The following is a 19,015-nucleotide window of genomic DNA, read 5'->3' as shown; positions in this document are numbered from 1 at the left end:
AGTACACGACGTCCGGCCGTTCACCCTCGCAGGTGAGCGGCCGGACGTGTCTCTACATCCTGGCGTAGCGCGCCATCACGAAGCTGTACACCCCGTACGCGGCGATGCCCAGTGCCGCGAGGATCAGCAGGAACTGCCCGAACGGCGCCGAACCCAGGGTTTTGACCGCGCCGTCGAGTCCGGTGGCCTTGGACGGGTCGGCGTTGAAGACCGCCACGATCACCAGCACGCCCGCGCCCGCGATGACGAGGCCCTTGGCTACGTAGCCGACCAGTCCGAGGGGCTCGACGAGCTTCGACGGGGTGCCCTTCAGGTCGTCCAGGAAGTTCTTCGACGCCCCCTTGTAGATGTGGTAGCCGCCGATCGCGATGGCGACCAGACCCACCACCACGAGAAGAATCTTGCCTCCCCCGGACTCCATGAGGCGTGCACTCATTCCGGCGTTCTGCTGACCACTCGATTTCCCGCCGCCGCTCGCGAACTGGTATGCCGAGAAGGCGAACGCGAAGTAGACGACGGCCAGGCCGAACGCCTTCGCGCGGTCCAGCAGGGACGTCTCGTCGCCGTCGCCCCCGGAATTCTCGGTCGCGTGGGGTCCGAGGACGGTCTCGGCGAGCCGCCACAGTGCCATCGCGATGAACGCGACCATCGCCACCCACAGCACTAACCGGCCACCGGGTTTGGCGGCCAGGGCGCCGAGGGCCCCGGACTGATCGGCGTTGCCGCCGGTGCCGAACGCCAGCTGAACGATGATGTACGCGATCAGCAGGTGGACGAAACCGCTCATCACGTGGCCCGCGCGCGCGACGCGTTCGAAAGTGTTGCTGTCGGTTGCCCTGTCGACGGCGCGGCTCATCCCGTTGGCTCGATTCGTTTCGTTCTGGGCCATCGGGTGTCCTTCGGGGTTGAGTGAACGGACCGGAGTCCCTGTGACGTAGAGGTACCCGATATAGGCCGCGCCGACACGGGGCGAGCGTTATCGCACTGCGTTCGTGACCCGGTCGATCAGGTTGGACGCGCTGTAGTAGTCGAGGCGGAAGCTGTCCTTCCCGAGCCCGATCACCTGCTTCTTCTCCGCGGACGGGGTCTGCTGCAGCGTCGGATCCGCAAGGAACCTGTCGGCGTCCGCTGCTTCACCGATCACGATGAACGTGGTGTTGCCGGGCACCGCTCGCGGCAGGTTCTCCTGCCCGGCAGGCACGACGTCCTTGCGGCCGGCCATGATGCCCTTGTCGGCGGCGGTGAGGTCGGACGGCAGCTCGGCGAGCGAGAATCCGAGGCGTTCCAGCAGGATGCCCTGCGCCGATTCGGCAGTGAAGATCCGCGACTCCTCCGGCGAGTTGTACGCGAGCACATTCACCGGGTTCGCCGCGGCGACCTTGCCGCCCAGCGCCGACTTGGCGTCGTCGAGTTGCCGGTCGAACTTCGCGACGAGGGCGTCGGCCTTCTCCTCGGCCCCGATGGCCGCGGCGATTTGTCCGCTGAGGTCCTGCCACGACTTGTCGTCGTACCGCAGCACCACGACGGGTGCGATCTGCTCGAGCGTGTCCACCTGATCGAGTGCCGAGTCGCCGCCCGTGGCGGACACGAAGATGAGGTCGGGATCGGCGGCGGTGATCTTCTCGACGTTGGGCTCCCCCTGGTACAGCGTTTCGACGCCGCGCTCGGCGGCGATGTCCGCCCACTGGGTGAACAGACCGTGCTCGTCGGTGACGTCGCTGGCTCGCTGCGCGCCGGTACCGATCAGGGGGGCGTCGAGGGCGAGCAGTGAGCCGGTGAGGGTGACGCTGGTGGACACGATCCGCTCGGGCTTCCGGTCGATCGTGATGCTGCCGGTCTCGTCGGTGACGGTGCGGGGCCAGCTCTGGTCGGACGCGGCCGGGGTTCCGGCGGTCGCGGCGTCGGAATCGGGATCGGACGAGCACGCGGCAGCGCCGATCCCGACGGCGAGGACAGCGACGGCTGCCAGTGAGCGACGAAGTTTCACGGTAAGACTCTCTTTCGCACGGGTAAGAAAACTAATTTAGGCTAGCGTTACCTACATTCGAAGGGGGAAGTGGATGCTGCAACGAGTGCCGGGGCCCGAGCGTCGCGTCGTGCGGGCACGGTGGATCGACGACCTGACGCGTGACGGCGTCCCCGCGTTCTGGGACCGTCTCGCCGCCGCGGGCAGTCCGCTGATCGAGCCGGACGGGGCAGACCCCGGCTGCGTGATCGCGACGTTCTGCTGGCGCGATCCGGACGGCGACGAGCGCACCTCGCGCACGCGGCACGTCTACCTCGACGCCAACGGAATCACCGACCGCTCCCGTCCGGAACGGGCCGCGCTGTCGCGGCTACCCGGCACCGACCTGTGGTCCCTGTCGGTCGAGGTCCCCGAGAAGTGGCGGGGCGCTTACCGTTTCATCCCCCGCGCGGGAGCATTGACGGTTCCCGGCGACACCCCGGGCTGGCAGTGGTGGCGAAGCGTGCTCGCCGACGCGCAGTCCGACCCGTTCAACCCGCTGCCGACGCGGGTGGTGCAGACCGGCGACAGTTCCGAGGCGGTGATGCCCGCGGCACCCGCGCAGCGCTGGTGGACGGAGCGGCCCGGCCGCGGCGCACTCCACGAGACGACGTTCACGCTGTCGGGCACGCGGCGGTCGGTGTGGGTCTACGAACCGCGCGGACTCGCTGCTCGTAATCGTCCGGTCGTGGTGATGCTGGACGGCCGGACGTGGGCGATCGACCTGCCGATCGCGGGGGCCGTCGATGCGCTCGGACGTGCGGGGCACCGGGTTCCGCTCGTCGTGATGGTCGACAGTGTCGGGCCCGAACTGAGATCCGAAGAGTTGGGCTGCAGCCCCGCGTTCGCCGCCGGTCTCGCCGGCGAACTGCTGCCCTGGCTGCGGCGCGAATGGGGCGTCACCGACGACCCTGCGTCGACGATCGTGGCCGGCTGCAGCCTGGGCGGACTGACGGCGTGCCACCTCGCATTGACGGCACCGCAGGTGTTCGGCTGCGCCGTCAGCCTGTCCGGATCCTTCTGGTGGCCCGGCTCCGGGCCGGGGGTCTCATTCCAGGACCGCGTCCGCGCCACGCCCCCGTCGAACAGCCGGCTCAGCGTGGAGGTCGGGACACTCGAATGGATGCTCGTCGAACCCAATCGCGAGGTGCGCGACCTGTTGGCCGGCACCGGCCACGACGTCCGGTACCGAGAGTTCTGCGGGGGCCACGACGTCCTGCACTGGCGCGACGGTCTGATCGCCGGCGTGGCCTCGATGCTGGGGCGTACCGACCGGTAATGCAGTGATGTGGATAACTCTGTGGATATGTCAGTCCGCGTCCGGCCGATAGCCGGCAATCACCTCGGCGTCTCGTTCCGGATGCACCAGGAGGACTGCAGCGAGCGCCCCGACCAGCATGATGATGCCGACGATCACGAATCCGCGGCCGTAACCGGCAGCGGTTCCGGCGGATCCTGCTACGAGGGAACCGATGAGCAGCGGTGCCGCGACGCCGCCGATGCTGTAGATCGCGACTGTGATGCTCATGACCGAACCACGCTGTTTCCGGGGCACCACATCGGACAGCAGTGAGAATGCCAAGCCCCACGCCGCGGTATTGAGGGAGAACGCGAGGGTGATGAGAACCATCTGCACCGTCCCGACCGGAAGGACGGTGAAGCCCACCATGCAGGCGCCGCCGGCGGCCAGCAGGAACGCGGAGAACAGGCCGCGGGCGGTTCGCGACGAGACGCCGTTCAGCGAGAGGCGAGTGGAGATCATTCCGGCAAGGAAGGTCAGGGCCACGGCCGACGCGAACGGTAGCGTGATCAGAAGTCCTGTGACCCCGGGGCTGTAGTCGAGGCCCTCGCGGAGATACAGCGGTAGCCAGCTCACCTTCAGTGCGGTCGCCCAATAGGAGCAGAACGAGAAGAGGGCGACGCCGATGACGGTGGGTCGGCCCCAGAGAACCCGCAGGGGAGCGGTGTCGGGGAGGGCCACAGCTTTCTCGCCGGCACCGGCGCCGGCATTTCCGGCGGGACCCTCGCCGCCCACGAACAACCACGCGACCAACCACACCACTCCCACCACCATCAAGATGAGGAAGGCCGCGTGCCAGCTGTGGCGCTGAATGATCCAGGTCAGAACCGGCGCCGCGATGAGGGGGCCGAGGGAGGCGCCCATGATGACGACCGAAGCGGGCAGGGAACGCCGTTTGGGAGCGAACCAGGTGTGGACGATCTGCTGCGACAACGCTCCCGCAGGTCCTTCCGCGAATCCGAGCAACATGCGGCACGCGAGGAACACCCCGAACCCCACCGTGGTGGTCATCGGCGCAAGGCTGAGCACCCACAGCCCGACCAGGCCGGCGAGTAGCCACCGTGCGGGCACCCTGCCGCCCAGTGATCCGAGCGCCACCGCCCCCACCGCGAACAGCCAGAAGAATGCGCTCTGCGCGGTGCCGAACTGCTGATCGCTCAGCCCGAGATCGGCCTTGATCTCGACGCCCGCGAGACTGACGACGATCTTGTCGGCGAAATTGATCAGCATGAACGCCATCAGCATCAGGGTGATGATCCATCCGCGGCGTCGAATACCCGGCTTGTCCAGCTCGTCGGAAGGTTCGTCTGCCTCGAGCGGGGTGAGTGGATTGTGAAGGGACATGGGTGCTCCTGGAACGGTGGTCGACGCAGGGGAGACGAGCGGTACCGAACTGTCGTCAATGGACAGTGGCGTGATCGACGAGGCCGTACCGGCTCAGAACTTCCCCGGTGTGTTCTCCGAGTTCGGGGACAGCGCCGGCGCCACGATTGCGTGGCGTGCTCTGCGAGCGGTACGGCAGACCGGGAATGTCATACTGGGCGCCTTCCACACTGCTCGCCGTCGCGAAGATGCCACTGGCGATCACATCGGCCGCTGTCAGTACCTGGTCGTACGAACGGACCGCCCCTGCAACGATTCCGGCCGAGGTGAGCTGCTGCAGGGCCGTTTCGGTGTCGAGTTCGGAGAAGAACGGCGACAATGCGTCGAGAAGTTCGGCGCGATGGGCGACCCTGGCCGGATTGTCTGCGAAGCGTGGATCTTTCGGCAGCTCCGGGCAGTTCGCGATCGCACACAGTTGCTCGAACCTGGCCGCCGTGTACGCCGACACCACGATCGAACCGTCTGCTGTGCGGAAGATGTCTGCCGCAGGTGCGGCGGTGGGCTGGCCATTGCCGCTCCGGCGTGGAACCACGCCGGTGATGCCGTACTCACCCCAGTTCACGCACTGCAGATCGACTGCAACGTCGAGAAGTGATACCTCGATCTCGTCGCCGAGTCCCGTTCGCTCTCTTCGATACAGCGCAGCGAGGATCGCTTGAGCCACCACGTACGACGTCGCATGATCGACGAGGGGAAATCCGACACGCTGCGGATCGCCGTCCGCTTCTCCGGTCGCCGACATCATGCCGGTTTCCGCCTGCGCCGCGATGTCGAGACCCGGCCGAGCGCGGGAGGGGCCGTGGGTGCCGAACCCCGAAACGGAAGCGAGCACGACCGTCGGATTCAGTTCGCGGATGGCAGCTGCCGAAAGTCCCAGCCTGTCCATGACTCCCGGCCGCAGATTGTGCACGACCACGTCGGCGTGGCGGATCAGTGAGCGGGCGTTGCCGAGGTCCACGTCGTTCTTGAGGTCGAGGACGATCGACTTCTTGCGCCGGTTGTAGGCCCGCATGATCGCTTCGCCGTACACGCCGATTCCACGCGCCTGGTCACCCTCGGGGCTCTCGACTTTGATCACGTCCGCGCCGAGGTCGGCAAGCGTCTGCGCCGCGCCCGGGGCAGCGATGTACTGGCCGAGGTCGACGACCACGATTCCGGCAAGGGGAAGGTCCGGTGCGTTCTCGGTCTGTGTCATGGGGTCCTCATTCCTTCGCCGGTGCATCAGGAGTCCTGTGGAGGTCTCGTCAGTGCATCAGCGTGCCGACCCGGTGACTGTCGTACCATCGGCGGCGGTCACACTCTTGCTGGGTAACCTGTGTGATCCATCACAGTGAGGAGTCGACCGATGCGGGCTGCATCCGAGACAGATCTGCGGCGTTCGATCGCACGGATGCGGCGCTCGATCCCTCGCCTGGCCAGGACCACCATCGACCGTTACATCCAGGCCACCCCGCTCTACGAGGGGACCGGAGTCCCCGACCACCTCCACCGCGAGAGTGCCCACACCGTCCGGTCGATGCTCGATGTCTGTCTCCGTTCGGTCGTCGAGGACTCGATCGACATCGCCGAGACCATGCGGGAAAGCATCGAACGAGGCACCGAGCGGGTATCCGAGGGTTTGCCGCTCCGGGAATACATGCGCTGCTGGCAGACGGCCTTCGACGTGCTCGCCGAAGCGCTGGAGTCCGAATGGGGCCGCGACCACGAGACGTTCTGGTTCGTGCTCGGCCGGGCCCGCCGGACCAACGACCGTATTCTTCGAGACGTGGCTTCCGCGTACGAGATCCACGCGCGCGAGCTGGTCGCGGCCCAGGATCACAACCACGCGCCGATCATCGACGCGGTCCTGCGCGGCGACGACTGGATCTTCGACGACCCCGAACTCGTTCCCGCGCAACCGGTCGTCCTGTTCCTCGACATCGGGGACGTCCCCGGCGAAAAGTCGGGTGACGCCCACGCCCGGTCGGTCGCGGTGAAGCGGAAAGTGCGCCGTCTCCGCGCCCAGCTGGCACGGGAACTGCCGGGTCTGTGGTTGACCGACATCCGTCCGAACTCCGGACGGCTGCTGATGCATCCGCCGTCGATCGACCTGGATTCACTCGTCGCGGACCTCGAGAAGGCCAGCGGGGCTCGCGTGACGGCGGGTATCGACGAGGCGGCCGGAGTCGGAGATCTTCCGCGTGCGGGACGGACCGCGCGAGAGGTGCTCGAAGTGGGTCTGCGGTGCGGGCTCACCGGTAGAGCGATCCGAATCGACGATGTGGCTCTGGAACACCATTTCGCTCACGCGAGCGCGTCATTGGGCGTCCTGATGGACCGGTGTAGCGGGCTGCGAAACCGCCCGGAGCTGGTGCAGACGCTGCGGGTCTACCTTGCGTGCAACCAGGACCGGCGCGGCACCGCGGACACGCTGTTCGTGCACCCGAACACGGTGGACAACCGCTTGAATCGGGTGCGCGAGCTGACCGGTCTCGACGTCCATGTCACGAACGATCTCCTCACGCTCGCCGTCGCGGTGAACTCCGGAATCGCACCGCCGGAGGCCTGAGTAGCCGGCGGACGATTGTCCCGACCTGTGACATCTCACAGGTCGGCGCGTCGGCGGGTGTGTGAGAACTCCATTGTCGGCGGAGCCCGCGGAACACAGAATTGGCCACAGCGGACAGCCGATCCGGCCGGACGAGTGCCGACACCCGAGGAGAGCGATATGACCGACATCATCGAATACGCCGACAAGGTGTGGCGGGGCGAGGCGAGCCAGCAGCTGTATCACCGCGGCGACCTCCGCAGGGAGGGGATGCATCGCGTCGCGGACGGTGCCTACATGTGGCCCGCCTTCGGCAACGTCTACGTCTTCCCCACGGATGCAGGCTTGTTCGTCTACGACACCGGCGACCTGCGCACCGCGAACGAGTTGTTCTCGGCGACTCGGGAACTCTCCGACCGGCCGATCCACACAGCGGTGTACTCACACGGTCACATCGACCACATCTTCGGGATGGGGCCGTTCGACGAGGAGGCGGCCAGGCGCGGCTGGGAGCGCCCCACCGTCGTGGCGCAGGAAGCGGTTCTTCCCCGCTTCGATCGCTACCGCAGGACCCGTGGTTACAACGGCGTCATCAACCAGCGACAGTTCCAGGCACCGAATCTCCAGTGGCCGAACGACTACCGCTACCCGGATGTCACGTTCGGCGATCGCACGACGCTCACGATCGACGACCTCGTAGTCGACTTGCGTCACGCACGCGGTGAGACGGATGATGCGGCCATCGCCTGGCTGCCGGACCGGAAGATCCTCTGCTGCGGCGATTTCTTCATCTGGGCGAGCCCGAACGCCGGCAACCCGCAGAAGGTCCAGCGGTTTGCGTACGAGTGGGCGCGCACCCTGCGTTGGATGGCCGGACTCGGAGCGGAGATCCTTCTCCCCGGGCACGGACTTCCCGTAGTCGGCGTGGACCGCATCCGGGTGACCCTGACGGACGCTGCGGAACTGCTCGAGACCCTGCACTGCCAGACGCTCGAGTTGATGAATGCCGGTGCGACGTTGGACGAGGTGATTCACACGGTCACGGCGCCCGCCGAACTGCTGAAGAAGCCGTATCTGGCGCCGTCCTACGACGAACCCGAGTTCGTCGTACGCAACGTCTGGCGGATGTACGGCGGCTGGTACGACGGAAACCCCGCCAACCTCAAGGCCGCTCACCGCAACGACCTGGCGCGGGAGATGGCAGAAATCGGCGGTGGCGCCGAGCGATTGGCCGAACGGGCGCGTGAGCTGCTCGCACGCGGCGAGCATCGGCTCGCCGGACATCTCGCGCAGATGGCGGCCGACGCCGATCCGGGCAGCCGGGTTTCGCACGAGACGCGGCTCGAAGTGTTCGGTGCGCTCGAGCGGGCAGCCACGTCGACGATGGCGAAGGGCGTGTACAGCTGGGCGGCCGCGGAATCGAGGGCTTTCCTCGAGGGGAGCGACCGTGCGACGGAGCTGAAGGCCAAGACTGCGGGAAGGTCGCAGTGGGCGTTCTGAACTCGCGGCCGCAGCGTGCGTCGTCGGTCGCGTCCGAGGTGGAGGACGAGCCGGATTACCGCTTCACCCTCGCGAACGAGCGAACCTATCTCGCATGGATACGGACGGCGCTGGGACTCCTCGCCGGGGGTGTGGCGGTGGGCCAGTTGGCTTCGTCGCTGTCGGACGGAGCGCAGTGCGCGATCTCCGTTGTGTGTTTCGGACTCGCGACGGTGCTGGCGGTCGGTGCCTACCTCCACTGGCGGTCGGTGCAGCTCGCGATCAGACGCAGTCTGCCGCTCCCGGATTCCGTGCTGGTGCCCGTGCTGACGGTGGGTGTCGGCGTGATTGCGGCGCTTGCCGTCGTTGCGACGTCCGTTCCGTGACGGGTGTGCAGGTCCGGGACGCCGGTCTCCAGCCGGAGCGCACCGCACTGGCGTGGCGTCGGACATCCCTGTCGGCAATCGCTGCGGCGTTGTTCCTCGCGCACTTCGCCGCAGTCTCGGGCGCCGGTGTGGCCGGTGTGCCGGTTGCCGGGATGGCGCTGGCACTGTTGGGGATCGGCCTCGTCGCAGGTCGGCGTGTCTCTTCTCTGCGCCGTTCGCGCGCCGGGATGACCGGTCGTAGTGCGCTGCTGATCTCGCTACTCCTGGCCGCGACCGCCGCCTCGGCCGTCGCCGTCGCGGTTCTCGGCCGGTAGCTGCGCAGCCGAGACCGACCTGGCAGGATCGAACCATGGCACGCACGCTGAACCTGGTAGGGGATCCGGACGCCGACGCACTCCTCGCGAGTGACCCGCTGGCGCTGCTCATCGGGATGTTGCTCGATCAGCAGGTTCCGATGGAGACGGCGTTCGCGGGTCCGAAGAAGCTGGACGACCGGCTCGGCGGCCTCGAGGTGCACCGCATCGCGGAGATGGATCCGGAGGAGTTCGCGGCCGTCTGCTCGCAGACGCCGGCGGTCCACCGGTTTCCCGGATCGATGGCCACCCGCATCCAGTCGCTGTGCGCGTTCCTCGTCGAGAACTACGACGGCAGCGTCGAGGCGTTGTGGACCAGCGGCGACCCCGACGGCAAAGAGGTCCTGAAGCGGCTGAAGGCGCTGCCGGGTTACGGCGATCAGAAGGCCCGCATCTTCCTGGCGCTGCTCGGCAAGCAGATCGGGGTGGAGCCGAAGGGCTGGCGGGAGGCCGCAGGCGACTACGGCACCGACGGAGCGCGGCGTTCGATCGCGGACGTCGTGGACGACAAGAGCCTCCACGAGGTCCGCGAGTTCAAGAAGGCGGCGAAGGCCGAGGCGAAGAAGGCTGCGGCGGCGAAGAAGAAGTAGCGGCCGCTACTCGGTGTCGGAGGGCTTCTGCTTCCGCTCGGCATCCAGGTGCCGCCTGCGTTCGGCCTCGTGCATCCACGGGAAGACGCTGTTGCCCTGACCGCCGCCGCCCGGACCGTGCCCGAGCACACCGTGCTCGTACGCCGACTCGGCGTGCAAAGCAAGGTCGATGCCGGACGACTCGTCCTCCGCGCTCACCCGGAACCCGAAGATCCGGTCGATCAGCTTGCCCAGCGCGTACGTCACGCCGAACGCGTACAGGGCGACGACCACCACGGCCACCACCTGCTTGCCGAGTTGGGCGAACCCGCCCCCGTAGAAGAGGCCTTCCGGTCCGCCGGTCATGACCTCGGTGGCGAGCAGGCCGATCAGGATGGTGCCGACGATGCCGCCCATCAGGTGGACACCCACGACGTCGAGGGAGTCGTCGTACCCGAGGCGGAACTTCCAGCCGACGGCGAACGAGCAGACCACGCCGGCGACGGCGCCGACGACGAGCGCGCCGACCATGCTCACGGTGCCGCAGGACGGGGTGATCGCGACCAGACCCGCGACGACGCCGGACGCCGCACCGAACGTGGTGGGGTGGCCGTCACGCTTCTGTTCGACGAGGAGCCAGCCGAGCAGGCCGGTGCACCCGGCGACGAGGGTGTTCAGGAAGATCGCGGCGGCGGTGCCGTCGGCGGCGAGCGCGGAGCCGGCGTTGAAACCGAACCAGCCGAACCAGAGCAGGCCGACGCCCAGCAGCACCAGCGGCAGGTTGTGGGGGCGCATCGACTCGGACCGGAATCCGAGGCGCGGGCCCAGGACCAGCGCCAGCGCCAGGCCGGACGCGCCGGACACGATCTCGACGACCAGTCCGCCCGCGTAGTCGAGGGCGCCGAACTGTGCGATCCAGCCCTGCGGGTTCCACACCCAGTGCGCGACGGGCGCGTAGACGACGAGGGCCCAGACGGGAACGAAGATCATCCAGGCCGAGAACTTGGCCCGGTCGGCGATCGCACCACTGATCAGCGCGGCGGTGATGATCGCGAACGTCAGCTGGAACGTGGCGAACAGGATCTCGGGCACCTGCCCGTGGACGGTGGTGGGGTCGATGCCCACCATCCCCAGGTGCTCCAGCCCGCCGATCAGTCCGCCGCCGATGTCGTCGCCGAAGATGAGGGAGTATCCGGCCACCAGCCACGCGACCGTGACCAGCGCGATCGACACGAAGCTCATCATGATCATGTTCAGTACGCCGGTGGAACGGACCATTCCGCCGTAGAACAGGGCGAGCCCCGGCGTCATCAGAAGGACCAGCGCGGTACTGATCAGAAGCCAGGCGGTTGCTCCGGCGTCGATTGCAGGCACGACATTCTCCTCACACACCGGGACGAAACCCGGCGCGGAAAGTCACGATGACCGCGAGCGGTTTCGACTGTGATGCCGCTGCGTTGCGAACGTGTTACGCAATGCGGTCAGGTTCGGATCTCGGCATGTGAGTAGCGCCCCGAGCGGGTGCCGAGCGGGCGCTTCGACCACCCGGCCCGGACTGTCGGGGACCGCCGGTAGTCTTTCCGCGTGGCCCTGTACCGGAAGTACCGACCCGCATCCTTCGCCGAGGTGGTGGGGCAGGAGCACGTCACCGAACCACTGAGCACCGCTCTCGACGCCGGACGGATCAACCACGCGTATCTGTTCTCCGGTCCCCGCGGCTGTGGCAAGACGTCGTCTGCCCGAATCCTGGCCCGATCGCTGAACTGCGTCGAGGGTCCGACCTCGACGCCGTGCGGCCAGTGCCCCTCGTGCGTGGCGCTCGGCCCCGGCGGGTCGGGCAACCTCGACGTCACCGAACTCGACGCGGCCAGCCACGGTGGCGTCGACGACACCCGTGAGCTGCGCGACCGCGCGTTCTACGCGCCCGCCGAATCCCGGTACCGGGTGTTCATCGTGGACGAGGCCCACATGGTCACCACGGCCGGTTTCAACGCGCTCCTCAAGATCGTGGAGGAGCCGCCGGAGCACCTCATCTTCATCTTCGCCACCACCGAACCGGAGAAGGTGCTGCCGACCATCCGTTCGCGCACCCATCACTACCCGTTCCGGTTGCTTGCGCCGACCACGATGCGCGGGTTGCTCGAGAAGATCTGCCACCAGGAGAGTGTGCCCGTCGCCGACCCGGTGTATCCGCTGGTCATCCGCGCGGGTGGCGGTTCGCCGCGTGACTCGCTGAGCATCCTCGATCAGCTGCTCGCCGGAGCGGGTGACGAGGGCGTCACCTACCCGCGTGCGCTCGCGCTGCTCGGCGTCACCGACGTCGCGCTCATCGACGACGCCGTGGACGCGCTCGCCACCGGCGACGGTGCAGCGCTGTTCGGAACGGTCGACCGCGTCATGGACGCCGGGCACGATCCGCGCCGGTTCGCCGTCGACCTGCTCGAGCGCCTGCGCGACCTCATCCTGATGCAGGCGGTGCCCGACGCCGCCGAACGTGGCCTGGTCGACGCGCCCGGCGACGTGCTCGAACACATGCGCGCCCAGGTCCAGCGGATCGGTCCCGCCACGCTCACCCGCTACGCCGAGGTGATGCACGCAGGCCTGGGTGAGATGCGGGGCGCCACGGCTCCCCGCCTGCTGCTCGAAGTGATGTGCGCCCGGATGCTGCTGCCCGCGGCGTCCGATGCGGAGTCCGCCGTGCTGCAACGACTCGAACGCGTCGAACGCGGACTTCCGCCCGCCGGGGCGGCGCCGGCAGTGGACGCGGCCGAGCGGCCGGCGGCGGCTCCTGCGCGTGCGCCGCAACATCCCGCCGAGCCGGAGCCGGAACCGAAGTTCCAGCGACCGTCGATGCGCCAGGCCGCGGCGGCCACCGTGCCCCCGCCGCCCGAGCCGGAACCCGAACCGATGCCGCGGCCGGTTCCGGAGCCCGCGCCGACACCCGTTCCCGAACCGGAGCCGCAGCCCGAGCCGACACCTGTTCCGGAGCCGACGCCTGCGCCCGAGCCTGCCCCTGTGCCCGCACCCGAGCCGGCGCCGACGCCTGCGCCCGCTCCTGTTCCGGAACCCGAACCGGCGCCCGCACCGGAACCTGTACCTGTACCGGAGCCGACTCCCGAACCGGAACCGGAGCCGCCGATCGCCCCCGAGGTGGAGGCGGAGCCCGCCGCATCGGCCGGACCGGATGCCGCCGCGCTGCGGGAAGCCTGGAATTCGCTGCGCGAGAAGGTGAGTCAGCGGAACAAGATCCTGCCTGCCATGTTGTCGGCCGCGACCGTGCACGACGTTCAGGGCAACCGCCTGATCCTGGCGCACCCCGTCCCCAACCTGGGCGCTCGCATCGCGTCACCGCACAACGCTCAGGTGATCACCGAGGTGCTCGCCGAGATGTTCGGCGGCACCTGGGAAGTGGAGTATCAGGCCGGTGCTCCGACGGCGCCGCCCCCACCGGTCGCGAAGGCCGCTGCAGCGCCGACGAAACCGGCAGGCGCACCGCGATTCTCCCGGCCCAGCCAGGAGAAGACCGCGCAGCGTCCGCCGCAGCAGCAGTCCGACACACAACGCTCCGATTCGGGTCCGGGTGCGGGCCAGGCACGTCCGTCGTCCGAGCCGGACGACGACATTCCGCCGCCGGAGGCACCCGACTACCCGGACGATCCCGGGCCGATCGACTACGAGGCTTCCGCGACAACGCCGCCGCCCGTCTCCACACCCGAGGACGAGGAAGAGATGTTCGCGGAGGCGGCGGAACCCGTCGATCCCGCGACTCGCCGCGACCCGGAAGACGTGGCGTTCGAACTGCTCAAGGACATGCTCGGGGCCAAGAAGCTCGAGGGCTGACCCGAAGGGGCCCGCGTCGCCGGTCCCGCCGCATCGGGACATCGGCCCCTGGTGCCCGGGACGCCGGGTGCCCGATTCTCGTCCCATGAGCACAGTGAATGTTCCAGACGGCGTGCAGAACGAGGTCCCGGCGACGGCGCGACCGCGAAGTGGCCGGTGGTGGGCCTACGTCGGGGCCGTCGCCGGCGTGGCCGGAATCGTCGGCATCCAGGCGAGTATGTCCATCGACGCGGTCTACGTGGACGCGTCGGCCGGCGACGCCGTCGCAATCATGAACGGCCTCGCCGGACAGCGCACCGGGATCCTCGTCATGCACGTGGCGGTCATGACCGCGGCGCTGCTGATTCTCGTCTTCGCCGCGGGGCTGTCCCAGCGGCTGCGAGCAGCGTTGCCTGCCGAGAGCATCCTGCCGTCGGTCGCGGCGTTCGGTCTGGTTCTGACGTCGGCGGCGTGCCTGCTCGGAACCGGCCTGACCACCGAGTTGGTGTTCGGTCTCGGTGACACAGACCAGCTGGTGCCGGAGTTCGCGGTGGTCGGGGGCCACTGGATGGGCACCATCCCGTGGCTGTGGGCGGGTGCCGGGGTCAGCGCGCTGGCGGTGGCCGTCGCACTGCTGCGCGGGCAGGCCGGCCCGCGGTGGATCGGCTGGGTCAGCCTGGTCCTGGGCCTGGTGACGGCCGTCATCGGCGTCTCGCCGCTGCAGTACCTCGCGGGGTTCACCGGACCGCTGTGGGTGCTGGTGAGCGCGATCGGTTTCGCTTTCGCCGACACCGTGCGCGAGTAGCGGAGATACTCGTTCGCATCATGGTGAAGCAGAAGGACACTCCGATGACCGAGGGGTCGGCAGGTACGGGCGGTGCGCCCGTACCTGCCGCTGTCATGGCGGTGTCCGCGTGGATTCTGGTCGTCCTGTCGGTGGTGGCGTTCGTCCGGGCCGATCCGGGCATCGATTCGAACCAGCTGTTCTTCCTGGTGGACGTCGTCGGGGCAGCGGTGTACGGGACCGTGGCCGGCGTCGTCCTCGCGCGCCGGGTGCATCCGGTGCCGATCATCATGGGGCTCACCGCCATCGGCGTGGGTGTCGCCGCGCTGAGCTACAGCTATTCCCAGCTCGCGGTCGTGCGGCCGGGGCTGCCGTGGGTCGACGTGCTGTCGCCGCTGCAGAACACGGCGTGGATTCCCGGGACGCTCAGCCTGTTCCTGATCGTGCCGTGGCTGATCCGCGATCATCCGCTCGGTGTCGGCGCGAAACTCGGCGTCCTCGCGGGTATCGCGGCGACGTCCTGGTACTTCTGGTCTCGCACGTTCACGGGGATCCCCGCGGTGTGGGTGATCGTGCCCGTGCTCGTCGTCGGCTCCGCGGCGGCAGCGGACTGCGGGTGGCGCTGGCGGCACGGCCCACCCGACGAGCGTGTGGGGCTCGGATGGATGTGCCTCGGCACGGCGCTGATGACGGCGGCGTACATTCCGCTGGCCCTGCCCGCGTCGCTGCCGGGGCTGTGGGTGCTCAACCCGTTGGTGCACTTGGCCGTTCAGGCGTTCTATCCGGTCGCGATCCTGGTGTGCATCCTGCGTCAGCGCATGTGGGGGCTGAATCTCGCCGTCAGCCGCGCGACGGTGGCGGGCACCCTCACCGTCCTGCTGCTGGTGCTCTACGTGGTGGTGGCCACGGCCGTGACGGCGCTGCTGCCCGAGGGTGATTCGGTGGGGGCGCAGGTGGTCGCGGCGGGTGTCGTCGCCGTCGCCGTGCAGCCGGTCCGGTTGTGGCTGCAGCGGCGGGTGCACCGCCTCGTCTACGGCGAGGGCGAGGACCCGGCGCGGGCCGTCCGCACCCTGGGCCGGCAGTTCGGCAGTGCCGAGACCCCGGAACAACTCCTGGAGGGACTCGCTGCCGGCGTGGGCGTCGCGTTGCGGCTCGAATCCGTGTCCGTGCGGCGCACCAGCGGGGTTGCCGCGGTGTGGGGTTCGGCGACGGGGCACGCCGAGTCGGTGGAATTGGTCCACCGCGGTGCGGCGCTCGGGACGATGGTCGTGACGGCGCCGCCGGGGGAGTCGCTGGGGGCGCGCACCCGCCGGTCGCTCACCGAGTTGTCGGCGGTGGTGACGGCCGGTCTCGTCGTGCTGCAGTCGGCGGAGAACCTGCAGGAGGCCCGACGCAGGTTGGCGTCCGTGCGACTGGAGGAGCGGCAGATGATTCGCCGCGAACTGCACGACGGGCTGGGTCCGTCGCTGGCGGGCATCCGACTCGGCCTGCAGGGCGCCCGGAACCTGCTCGGCTCGGATCCGGTCGCCGCCGCGGAACTCATCGACGCGCTGCAGGAGCAACTCGACCATCAGGTGGAGGGCGTCCGGCAGCTGTCCCGCAGCATGTTCCCGCCGGTGCTCGACGAACTCGGACTGGTCCCGGCGCTGCACGAACTGGCAGCCAACCAGTCGCGCAGCGGATTCCAGCTGCGGGTGCAGGCCGATCCGCCGCCCAGGCTGGGGGCGGAGATCAGCGCCGCGGCGTACGGGATCGTCGTCGAGGCCGTCACCAACGCGCGCAGGCACAGCGGAGCCGACGGCTGCCGGGTCGACGCCACGTTCGCGCCGGAGATGCTCACGGTCGTCATCCACGACGACGGGTGCGGGTTCGATCCGGCGGGGGGCGGCGGCGTCGGAACCAGGTCGATGCGCGAGCGCGCCCACGAACTCGGCGGCACGCTCCACATCGAATCCGCTCGTCCGACAGGCACGGTGGTCACCGCCCGGTTACCGTTGACCGCATCATGAGCGCAGGCACCACGAATTCCACCACCTCGTCCATCCGGGTCGCCGTCGTCGACGACCACCCGGTGTTCCGGCTGGGCATGGTGGCGTTGCTGTCGACCCTGGACGGCATGGAGGTGGCCGCGCAGGCCAGCTCCGTCGCGGAGGCGCTCGACGTCGTCGACGGGGACGTCGACGTGGTGCTGATGGACCTCGAACTCGGGGACGGTTCGGGGGTGGACGCCACCCGGCGGCTCGTCGAGCGGCACCCCGCACTGCGGGTGCTCGTGGTGACCATGCACGAGGACGACGAATCGCTGGTGGCGTCGGTGCGGGCCGGTGCCCGCGGCTACCTGGTGAAGGGGGCCGATCCGGGGGAGGTCGAACGGGCGGTCCGGGCGGTCGCCAACGGTGAGGTGATCCTGGGCGCCGCGGTGGCGGCCCGCGCGATGAGCTTCATGGCCGCCTCGCGCCGGGTGGGTCCCACGGTGTTTCCCGAGCTGACCGACCGGGAGCGTGAGGTCCTCGACCTCGTTGCCCGCGGCTACGACAACGCGAACATTTCGCGGCGACTCGTGCTGAGCCCGAAGACGGTGCGCAACCACGTGTCGAACGTGCTGGCCAAACTCGGTGTGCCCGACCGTCCGACCGCGATCGTCCGGGCACGGGACGCGGGTCTCGGCCTCGACGCCTGACCTCGCGGCGTCATACCGCCGCGGTCGATGTCGTCGGCACGAACCGGATACCCGGGCCGGTGTCGTCCGTGTTGGTCGCAGTCGGTCCGGCGCCGGGGGCCGCTACCCGCACCTCGGGGATCCGCCGCGGTGACGGGCCGAGCGGCGGCGCGTCCCGCCACACCGGCTGCGCCTCCTGCAATTCCAGGACGATCGAGATCAGCGACGCCTCGGACCACGGAACCCCGCCCAGTTGCACGCCGAACGGAATGCCGGTGGTCGCGGACCGGCCCACCGGGGTGCAGACGACCGGTGCTCCCGTGTAGTTGGCCCAGAAGTAGTTCTCCCGCGCACCGGCGAACACGCTCGAATCGGAGAGTGCGTCGCGCCGCACCCCGTCGGTGAGGGAGCCGGGGCGCACAATCGCATCCAGCCGGTGCTCGGCGAACATCCGGTTGTAGTCGTGCTGGAAGCGCAGGCGTGCGCGTTCGAGAGCGAAATAGTCCGCGACGGGCAGGGCGAGGCTCGCCATCGCCGCGGTCGCGGCGAGCGCCGACTCCTGGCCGTACGCCGGCAGCCGGTCCGCGAACTGCCGGTGATACGAGCCGAACTCGGCATAGTCGCCGCTCAGCAGCCCCTTCGGCACGTCGGGCACGGTCACGTCGACGATCTCGCCGCCCAGTGCGCGGACGAGGTCGAGGAAGCCGCCGAACAGGGTCCCGATCGCGCCGGGTAGGTCGTCGGCGACACCCCGCGGCAACCCGAGGCGCGTGCCCGACAGCGGGCGTGACCCGCCCACGGCGGTCAGCGGGTAACCCTCCGCGGGAACGTCCGGGCCCACCGACGTGCAGGGGTCGTCCACGTCGACGCCCGCCATGTGACTGAGGAGCAGCGACGCGTCGGCGACACTGCGCCCCATCGGGCCGGTGTGATCGCGCGTCCAGGTCAGCGGAATCACCCCGCTGGTGCTGCACCGGCCGAACGTCGGTTTGATCGACGTGATCCCGCACGCGCTCGCGGGGATGCGCAACGACCCGCCGGTGTCGGTTCCCACCGCACAGGGCGCGAATCGCGCGGCGAGGGCGGCGGCGCTGCCACCGGACGAGCCGCCCGGCGAATACTCGACGTCCCACGGGTTCCCCACCTGCGGTGTCGCGGTTCCGATGGCGAACTCGTGGGTGTGCGCGTGGCCGATCAGCACCATGCCCGCGTCGCGCAGCTGCCGCCACACCCCGGAATCGCCGGCGGCGATGTTGCCCGCGAGGACGCCGCTCGATGCCGTGACGGGCAGCCCGGCCACCGCATAGAGATCCTTCAGCGCGATCGGCAATCCGCAGACCAGCGGCGCGGACCCTGCCGCGAGTCGCTGTGCGGCCGACTCCGCGGCCTCGTAGGCCTGCTCGGGGTAGATCCGGATCCAGGCCCCGATGCCGCCGTCGTGGGCGGCACTGCGCGACAGGCACGCGTCGAGCAGCTCGCGTGGATGCAGCGCGCGTGACTGCAACAGCGACGCGGCCTCGACCGCGCTGAGGAGAGCCGGATCGGACGCGGTGATCGCGGCAGGAGACGGCAGTCGACGAGCCGGATCCGCGGACGCTGCGGCGCGTCCCAGCCCGGCAACGGTCGCCGCACCCGCGGTCGCGGCGCCGAACAGTTGCCGGCGGGACAGTCGGGTGGTCACAGCGTGTTCTCCTCCGCTCGGGTCGGGTCGAGCGCCGGGTCATTACAGCACGAAAGTGCGGCCCGGGTTG

The 19,015-nt window shown here is 69.1% G+C and carries 16 protein-coding genes; 10 read left to right on the top strand and 6 right to left on the bottom strand.

Annotated features, from left to right (window positions below; genetic code table 11):
- Nucleotides 1-52: 52 nt before the first annotated feature.
- Both OYT95_RS16130 and fepB read right to left on the bottom strand, forming a co-directional pair.
- Complete coding sequence (locus OYT95_RS16130) at nucleotides 53-889, bottom strand: DUF1206 domain-containing protein (RefSeq protein WP_037239601.1); 837 nt, start codon at nucleotides 887-889, stop codon at nucleotides 53-55.
- A gap of 87 nt (nucleotides 890-976) precedes the next feature.
- Nucleotides 977-1,987 (bottom strand): Fe2+-enterobactin ABC transporter substrate-binding protein, encoded by a 1,011-nt coding sequence (fepB, locus tag OYT95_RS16125; RefSeq protein ID WP_268791947.1) that lies wholly within the window; start codon nucleotides 1,985-1,987, stop codon nucleotides 977-979.
- A gap of 73 nt (nucleotides 1,988-2,060) precedes the next feature.
- Between fepB and fes the strand changes: the two genes are divergently transcribed.
- Entirely contained in the window at nucleotides 2,061-3,284 is a 1,224-nt protein-coding gene (gene fes, locus OYT95_RS16120) for an enterochelin esterase (RefSeq protein WP_268791946.1), read from the top strand.
- Between the two features lie 30 nt (nucleotides 3,285-3,314).
- Here fes and OYT95_RS16115 read toward each other — a convergent pair whose 3' ends face one another.
- Together OYT95_RS16115 and OYT95_RS16110 are read right to left on the bottom strand one after the other, a co-directional pair.
- A complete protein-coding gene (locus OYT95_RS16115) occupies nucleotides 3,315-4,649 on the bottom strand; it encodes an MFS transporter (protein ID WP_128640248.1) in 1,335 nt (444 codons plus the stop codon).
- Between the two features lie 55 nt (nucleotides 4,650-4,704).
- Nucleotides 4,705-5,883: a CaiB/BaiF CoA transferase family protein gene (locus OYT95_RS16110; RefSeq protein ID WP_128640247.1), complete on the bottom strand. Its 1,179-nt coding sequence runs from the start codon at nucleotides 5,881-5,883 to the stop codon at nucleotides 4,705-4,707.
- Between the two features lie 150 nt (nucleotides 5,884-6,033).
- On the opposite strand from OYT95_RS16110, the gene OYT95_RS16105 reads away from it, so the two are divergent.
- From OYT95_RS16105 to OYT95_RS16085, 5 genes are all read left to right on the top strand, one after another.
- On the top strand, nucleotides 6,034-7,236 hold the full coding sequence (locus OYT95_RS16105) for a PucR family transcriptional regulator (protein ID WP_255221703.1): 1,203 nt from the start codon (nucleotides 6,034-6,036) through the stop codon (nucleotides 7,234-7,236).
- A 159-nt stretch (nucleotides 7,237-7,395) separates the two neighbouring features.
- Nucleotides 7,396-8,715, top strand: coding sequence for an alkyl sulfatase dimerization domain-containing protein (locus tag OYT95_RS16100; RefSeq protein WP_037239614.1), 1,320 nt, complete (start codon nucleotides 7,396-7,398; stop codon nucleotides 8,713-8,715).
- Nucleotides 8,703-9,080 (top strand): YidH family protein, encoded by a 378-nt coding sequence (locus OYT95_RS16095; protein WP_128640245.1) that lies wholly within the window; start codon nucleotides 8,703-8,705, stop codon nucleotides 9,078-9,080. The genes OYT95_RS16100 and OYT95_RS16095 overlap by 13 nt, the downstream gene beginning before the upstream one ends.
- Nucleotides 9,077-9,394: a DUF202 domain-containing protein gene (locus tag OYT95_RS16090; protein WP_268791945.1), complete on the top strand. Its 318-nt coding sequence runs from the start codon at nucleotides 9,077-9,079 to the stop codon at nucleotides 9,392-9,394. Before OYT95_RS16095 ends, OYT95_RS16090 begins: the two co-directional genes overlap by 4 nt.
- Before the next feature lie 35 nt (nucleotides 9,395-9,429).
- Nucleotides 9,430-10,023, top strand: a complete 594-nt coding sequence (locus OYT95_RS16085) for an HhH-GPD-type base excision DNA repair protein (RefSeq protein ID WP_037239621.1) — start codon at nucleotides 9,430-9,432, stop codon at nucleotides 10,021-10,023.
- A 6-nt stretch (nucleotides 10,024-10,029) separates the two neighbouring features.
- On the opposite strand, the gene OYT95_RS16080 is transcribed toward OYT95_RS16085, so the two are convergent.
- Nucleotides 10,030-11,376 carry an ammonium transporter gene (locus tag OYT95_RS16080; RefSeq protein WP_037239624.1) on the bottom strand — a complete coding sequence of 449 codons (1,347 nt, stop codon included), beginning with the start codon at nucleotides 11,374-11,376 and terminating at the stop codon, nucleotides 10,030-10,032.
- Nucleotides 11,377-11,586: 210 nt separating this feature from the next.
- Here OYT95_RS16080 and OYT95_RS16075 point away from each other — a divergent pair, with 210 nt between their 5' ends.
- The 4 genes from OYT95_RS16075 to OYT95_RS16060 all read left to right on the top strand — a co-directional run bounded on the left by OYT95_RS16075 (nucleotide 11,587) and on the right by OYT95_RS16060 (nucleotide 17,285).
- Complete coding sequence (locus OYT95_RS16075; RefSeq protein WP_268791944.1) at nucleotides 11,587-13,842, top strand: DNA polymerase III subunit gamma and tau; 2,256 nt, start codon at nucleotides 11,587-11,589, stop codon at nucleotides 13,840-13,842.
- Between the two features lie 85 nt (nucleotides 13,843-13,927).
- Nucleotides 13,928-14,626, top strand: coding sequence for a hypothetical protein (locus OYT95_RS16070; protein WP_268791943.1), 699 nt, complete (start codon nucleotides 13,928-13,930; stop codon nucleotides 14,624-14,626).
- A 44-nt stretch (nucleotides 14,627-14,670) separates the two neighbouring features.
- Nucleotides 14,671-16,614, top strand: coding sequence for a sensor histidine kinase (locus OYT95_RS16065; RefSeq protein WP_037229330.1), 1,944 nt, complete (start codon nucleotides 14,671-14,673; stop codon nucleotides 16,612-16,614).
- Nucleotides 16,611-17,285: a response regulator gene (locus tag OYT95_RS16060; RefSeq protein WP_037229292.1), complete on the top strand. Its 675-nt coding sequence runs from the start codon at nucleotides 16,611-16,613 to the stop codon at nucleotides 17,283-17,285. Before OYT95_RS16065 ends, OYT95_RS16060 begins: the two co-directional genes overlap by 4 nt.
- Nucleotides 17,286-17,295: 10 nt before the next feature.
- Here the strand turns inward: OYT95_RS16060 and OYT95_RS16055 are convergent, their stop codons facing one another.
- On the bottom strand, nucleotides 17,296-18,945 hold the full coding sequence (locus tag OYT95_RS16055) for an amidase (protein WP_268791942.1): 1,650 nt from the start codon (nucleotides 18,943-18,945) through the stop codon (nucleotides 17,296-17,298).
- Nucleotides 18,946-19,015: the final 70 nt, after the last annotated feature.

The sequence above is a fragment of the Rhodococcus sp. JS3073 genome (assembly GCF_026810085.1).
Taxonomy (GTDB): domain Bacteria; phylum Actinomycetota; class Actinomycetes; order Mycobacteriales; family Mycobacteriaceae; genus Rhodococcus_F; species Rhodococcus_F wratislaviensis.
Note: the sequence above shows the minus strand (reverse complement) of the source record. Positions and strands in the feature narration are given on the sequence as shown.

Coding starts and splice junctions, on each gene's coding strand:
- OYT95_RS16060 (WP_037229292.1), top strand. CDS start 16,611: ATGAGCGCAGGCACCACGAATTCCACCACCTCGTCCATCCGGGTCGCC.
- OYT95_RS16115 (WP_128640248.1), bottom strand. CDS start 4,649: ATGTCCCTTCACAATCCACTCACCCCGCTCGAGGCAGACGAACCTTCC.
- OYT95_RS16130 (WP_037239601.1), bottom strand. CDS start 889: ATGGCCCAGAACGAAACGAATCGAGCCAACGGGATGAGCCGCGCCGTC.
- OYT95_RS16110 (WP_128640247.1), bottom strand. CDS start 5,883: ATGACACAGACCGAGAACGCACCGGACCTTCCCCTTGCCGGAATCGTG.
- OYT95_RS16085 (WP_037239621.1), top strand. CDS start 9,430: ATGGCACGCACGCTGAACCTGGTAGGGGATCCGGACGCCGACGCACTC.
- fes (WP_268791946.1), top strand. CDS start 2,061: ATGCTGCAACGAGTGCCGGGGCCCGAGCGTCGCGTCGTGCGGGCACGG.
- OYT95_RS16070 (WP_268791943.1), top strand. CDS start 13,928: ATGAGCACAGTGAATGTTCCAGACGGCGTGCAGAACGAGGTCCCGGCG.
- OYT95_RS16065 (WP_037229330.1), top strand. CDS start 14,671: ATGACCGAGGGGTCGGCAGGTACGGGCGGTGCGCCCGTACCTGCCGCT.
- OYT95_RS16100 (WP_037239614.1), top strand. CDS start 7,396: ATGACCGACATCATCGAATACGCCGACAAGGTGTGGCGGGGCGAGGCG.
- OYT95_RS16105 (WP_255221703.1), top strand. CDS start 6,034: ATGCGGGCTGCATCCGAGACAGATCTGCGGCGTTCGATCGCACGGATG.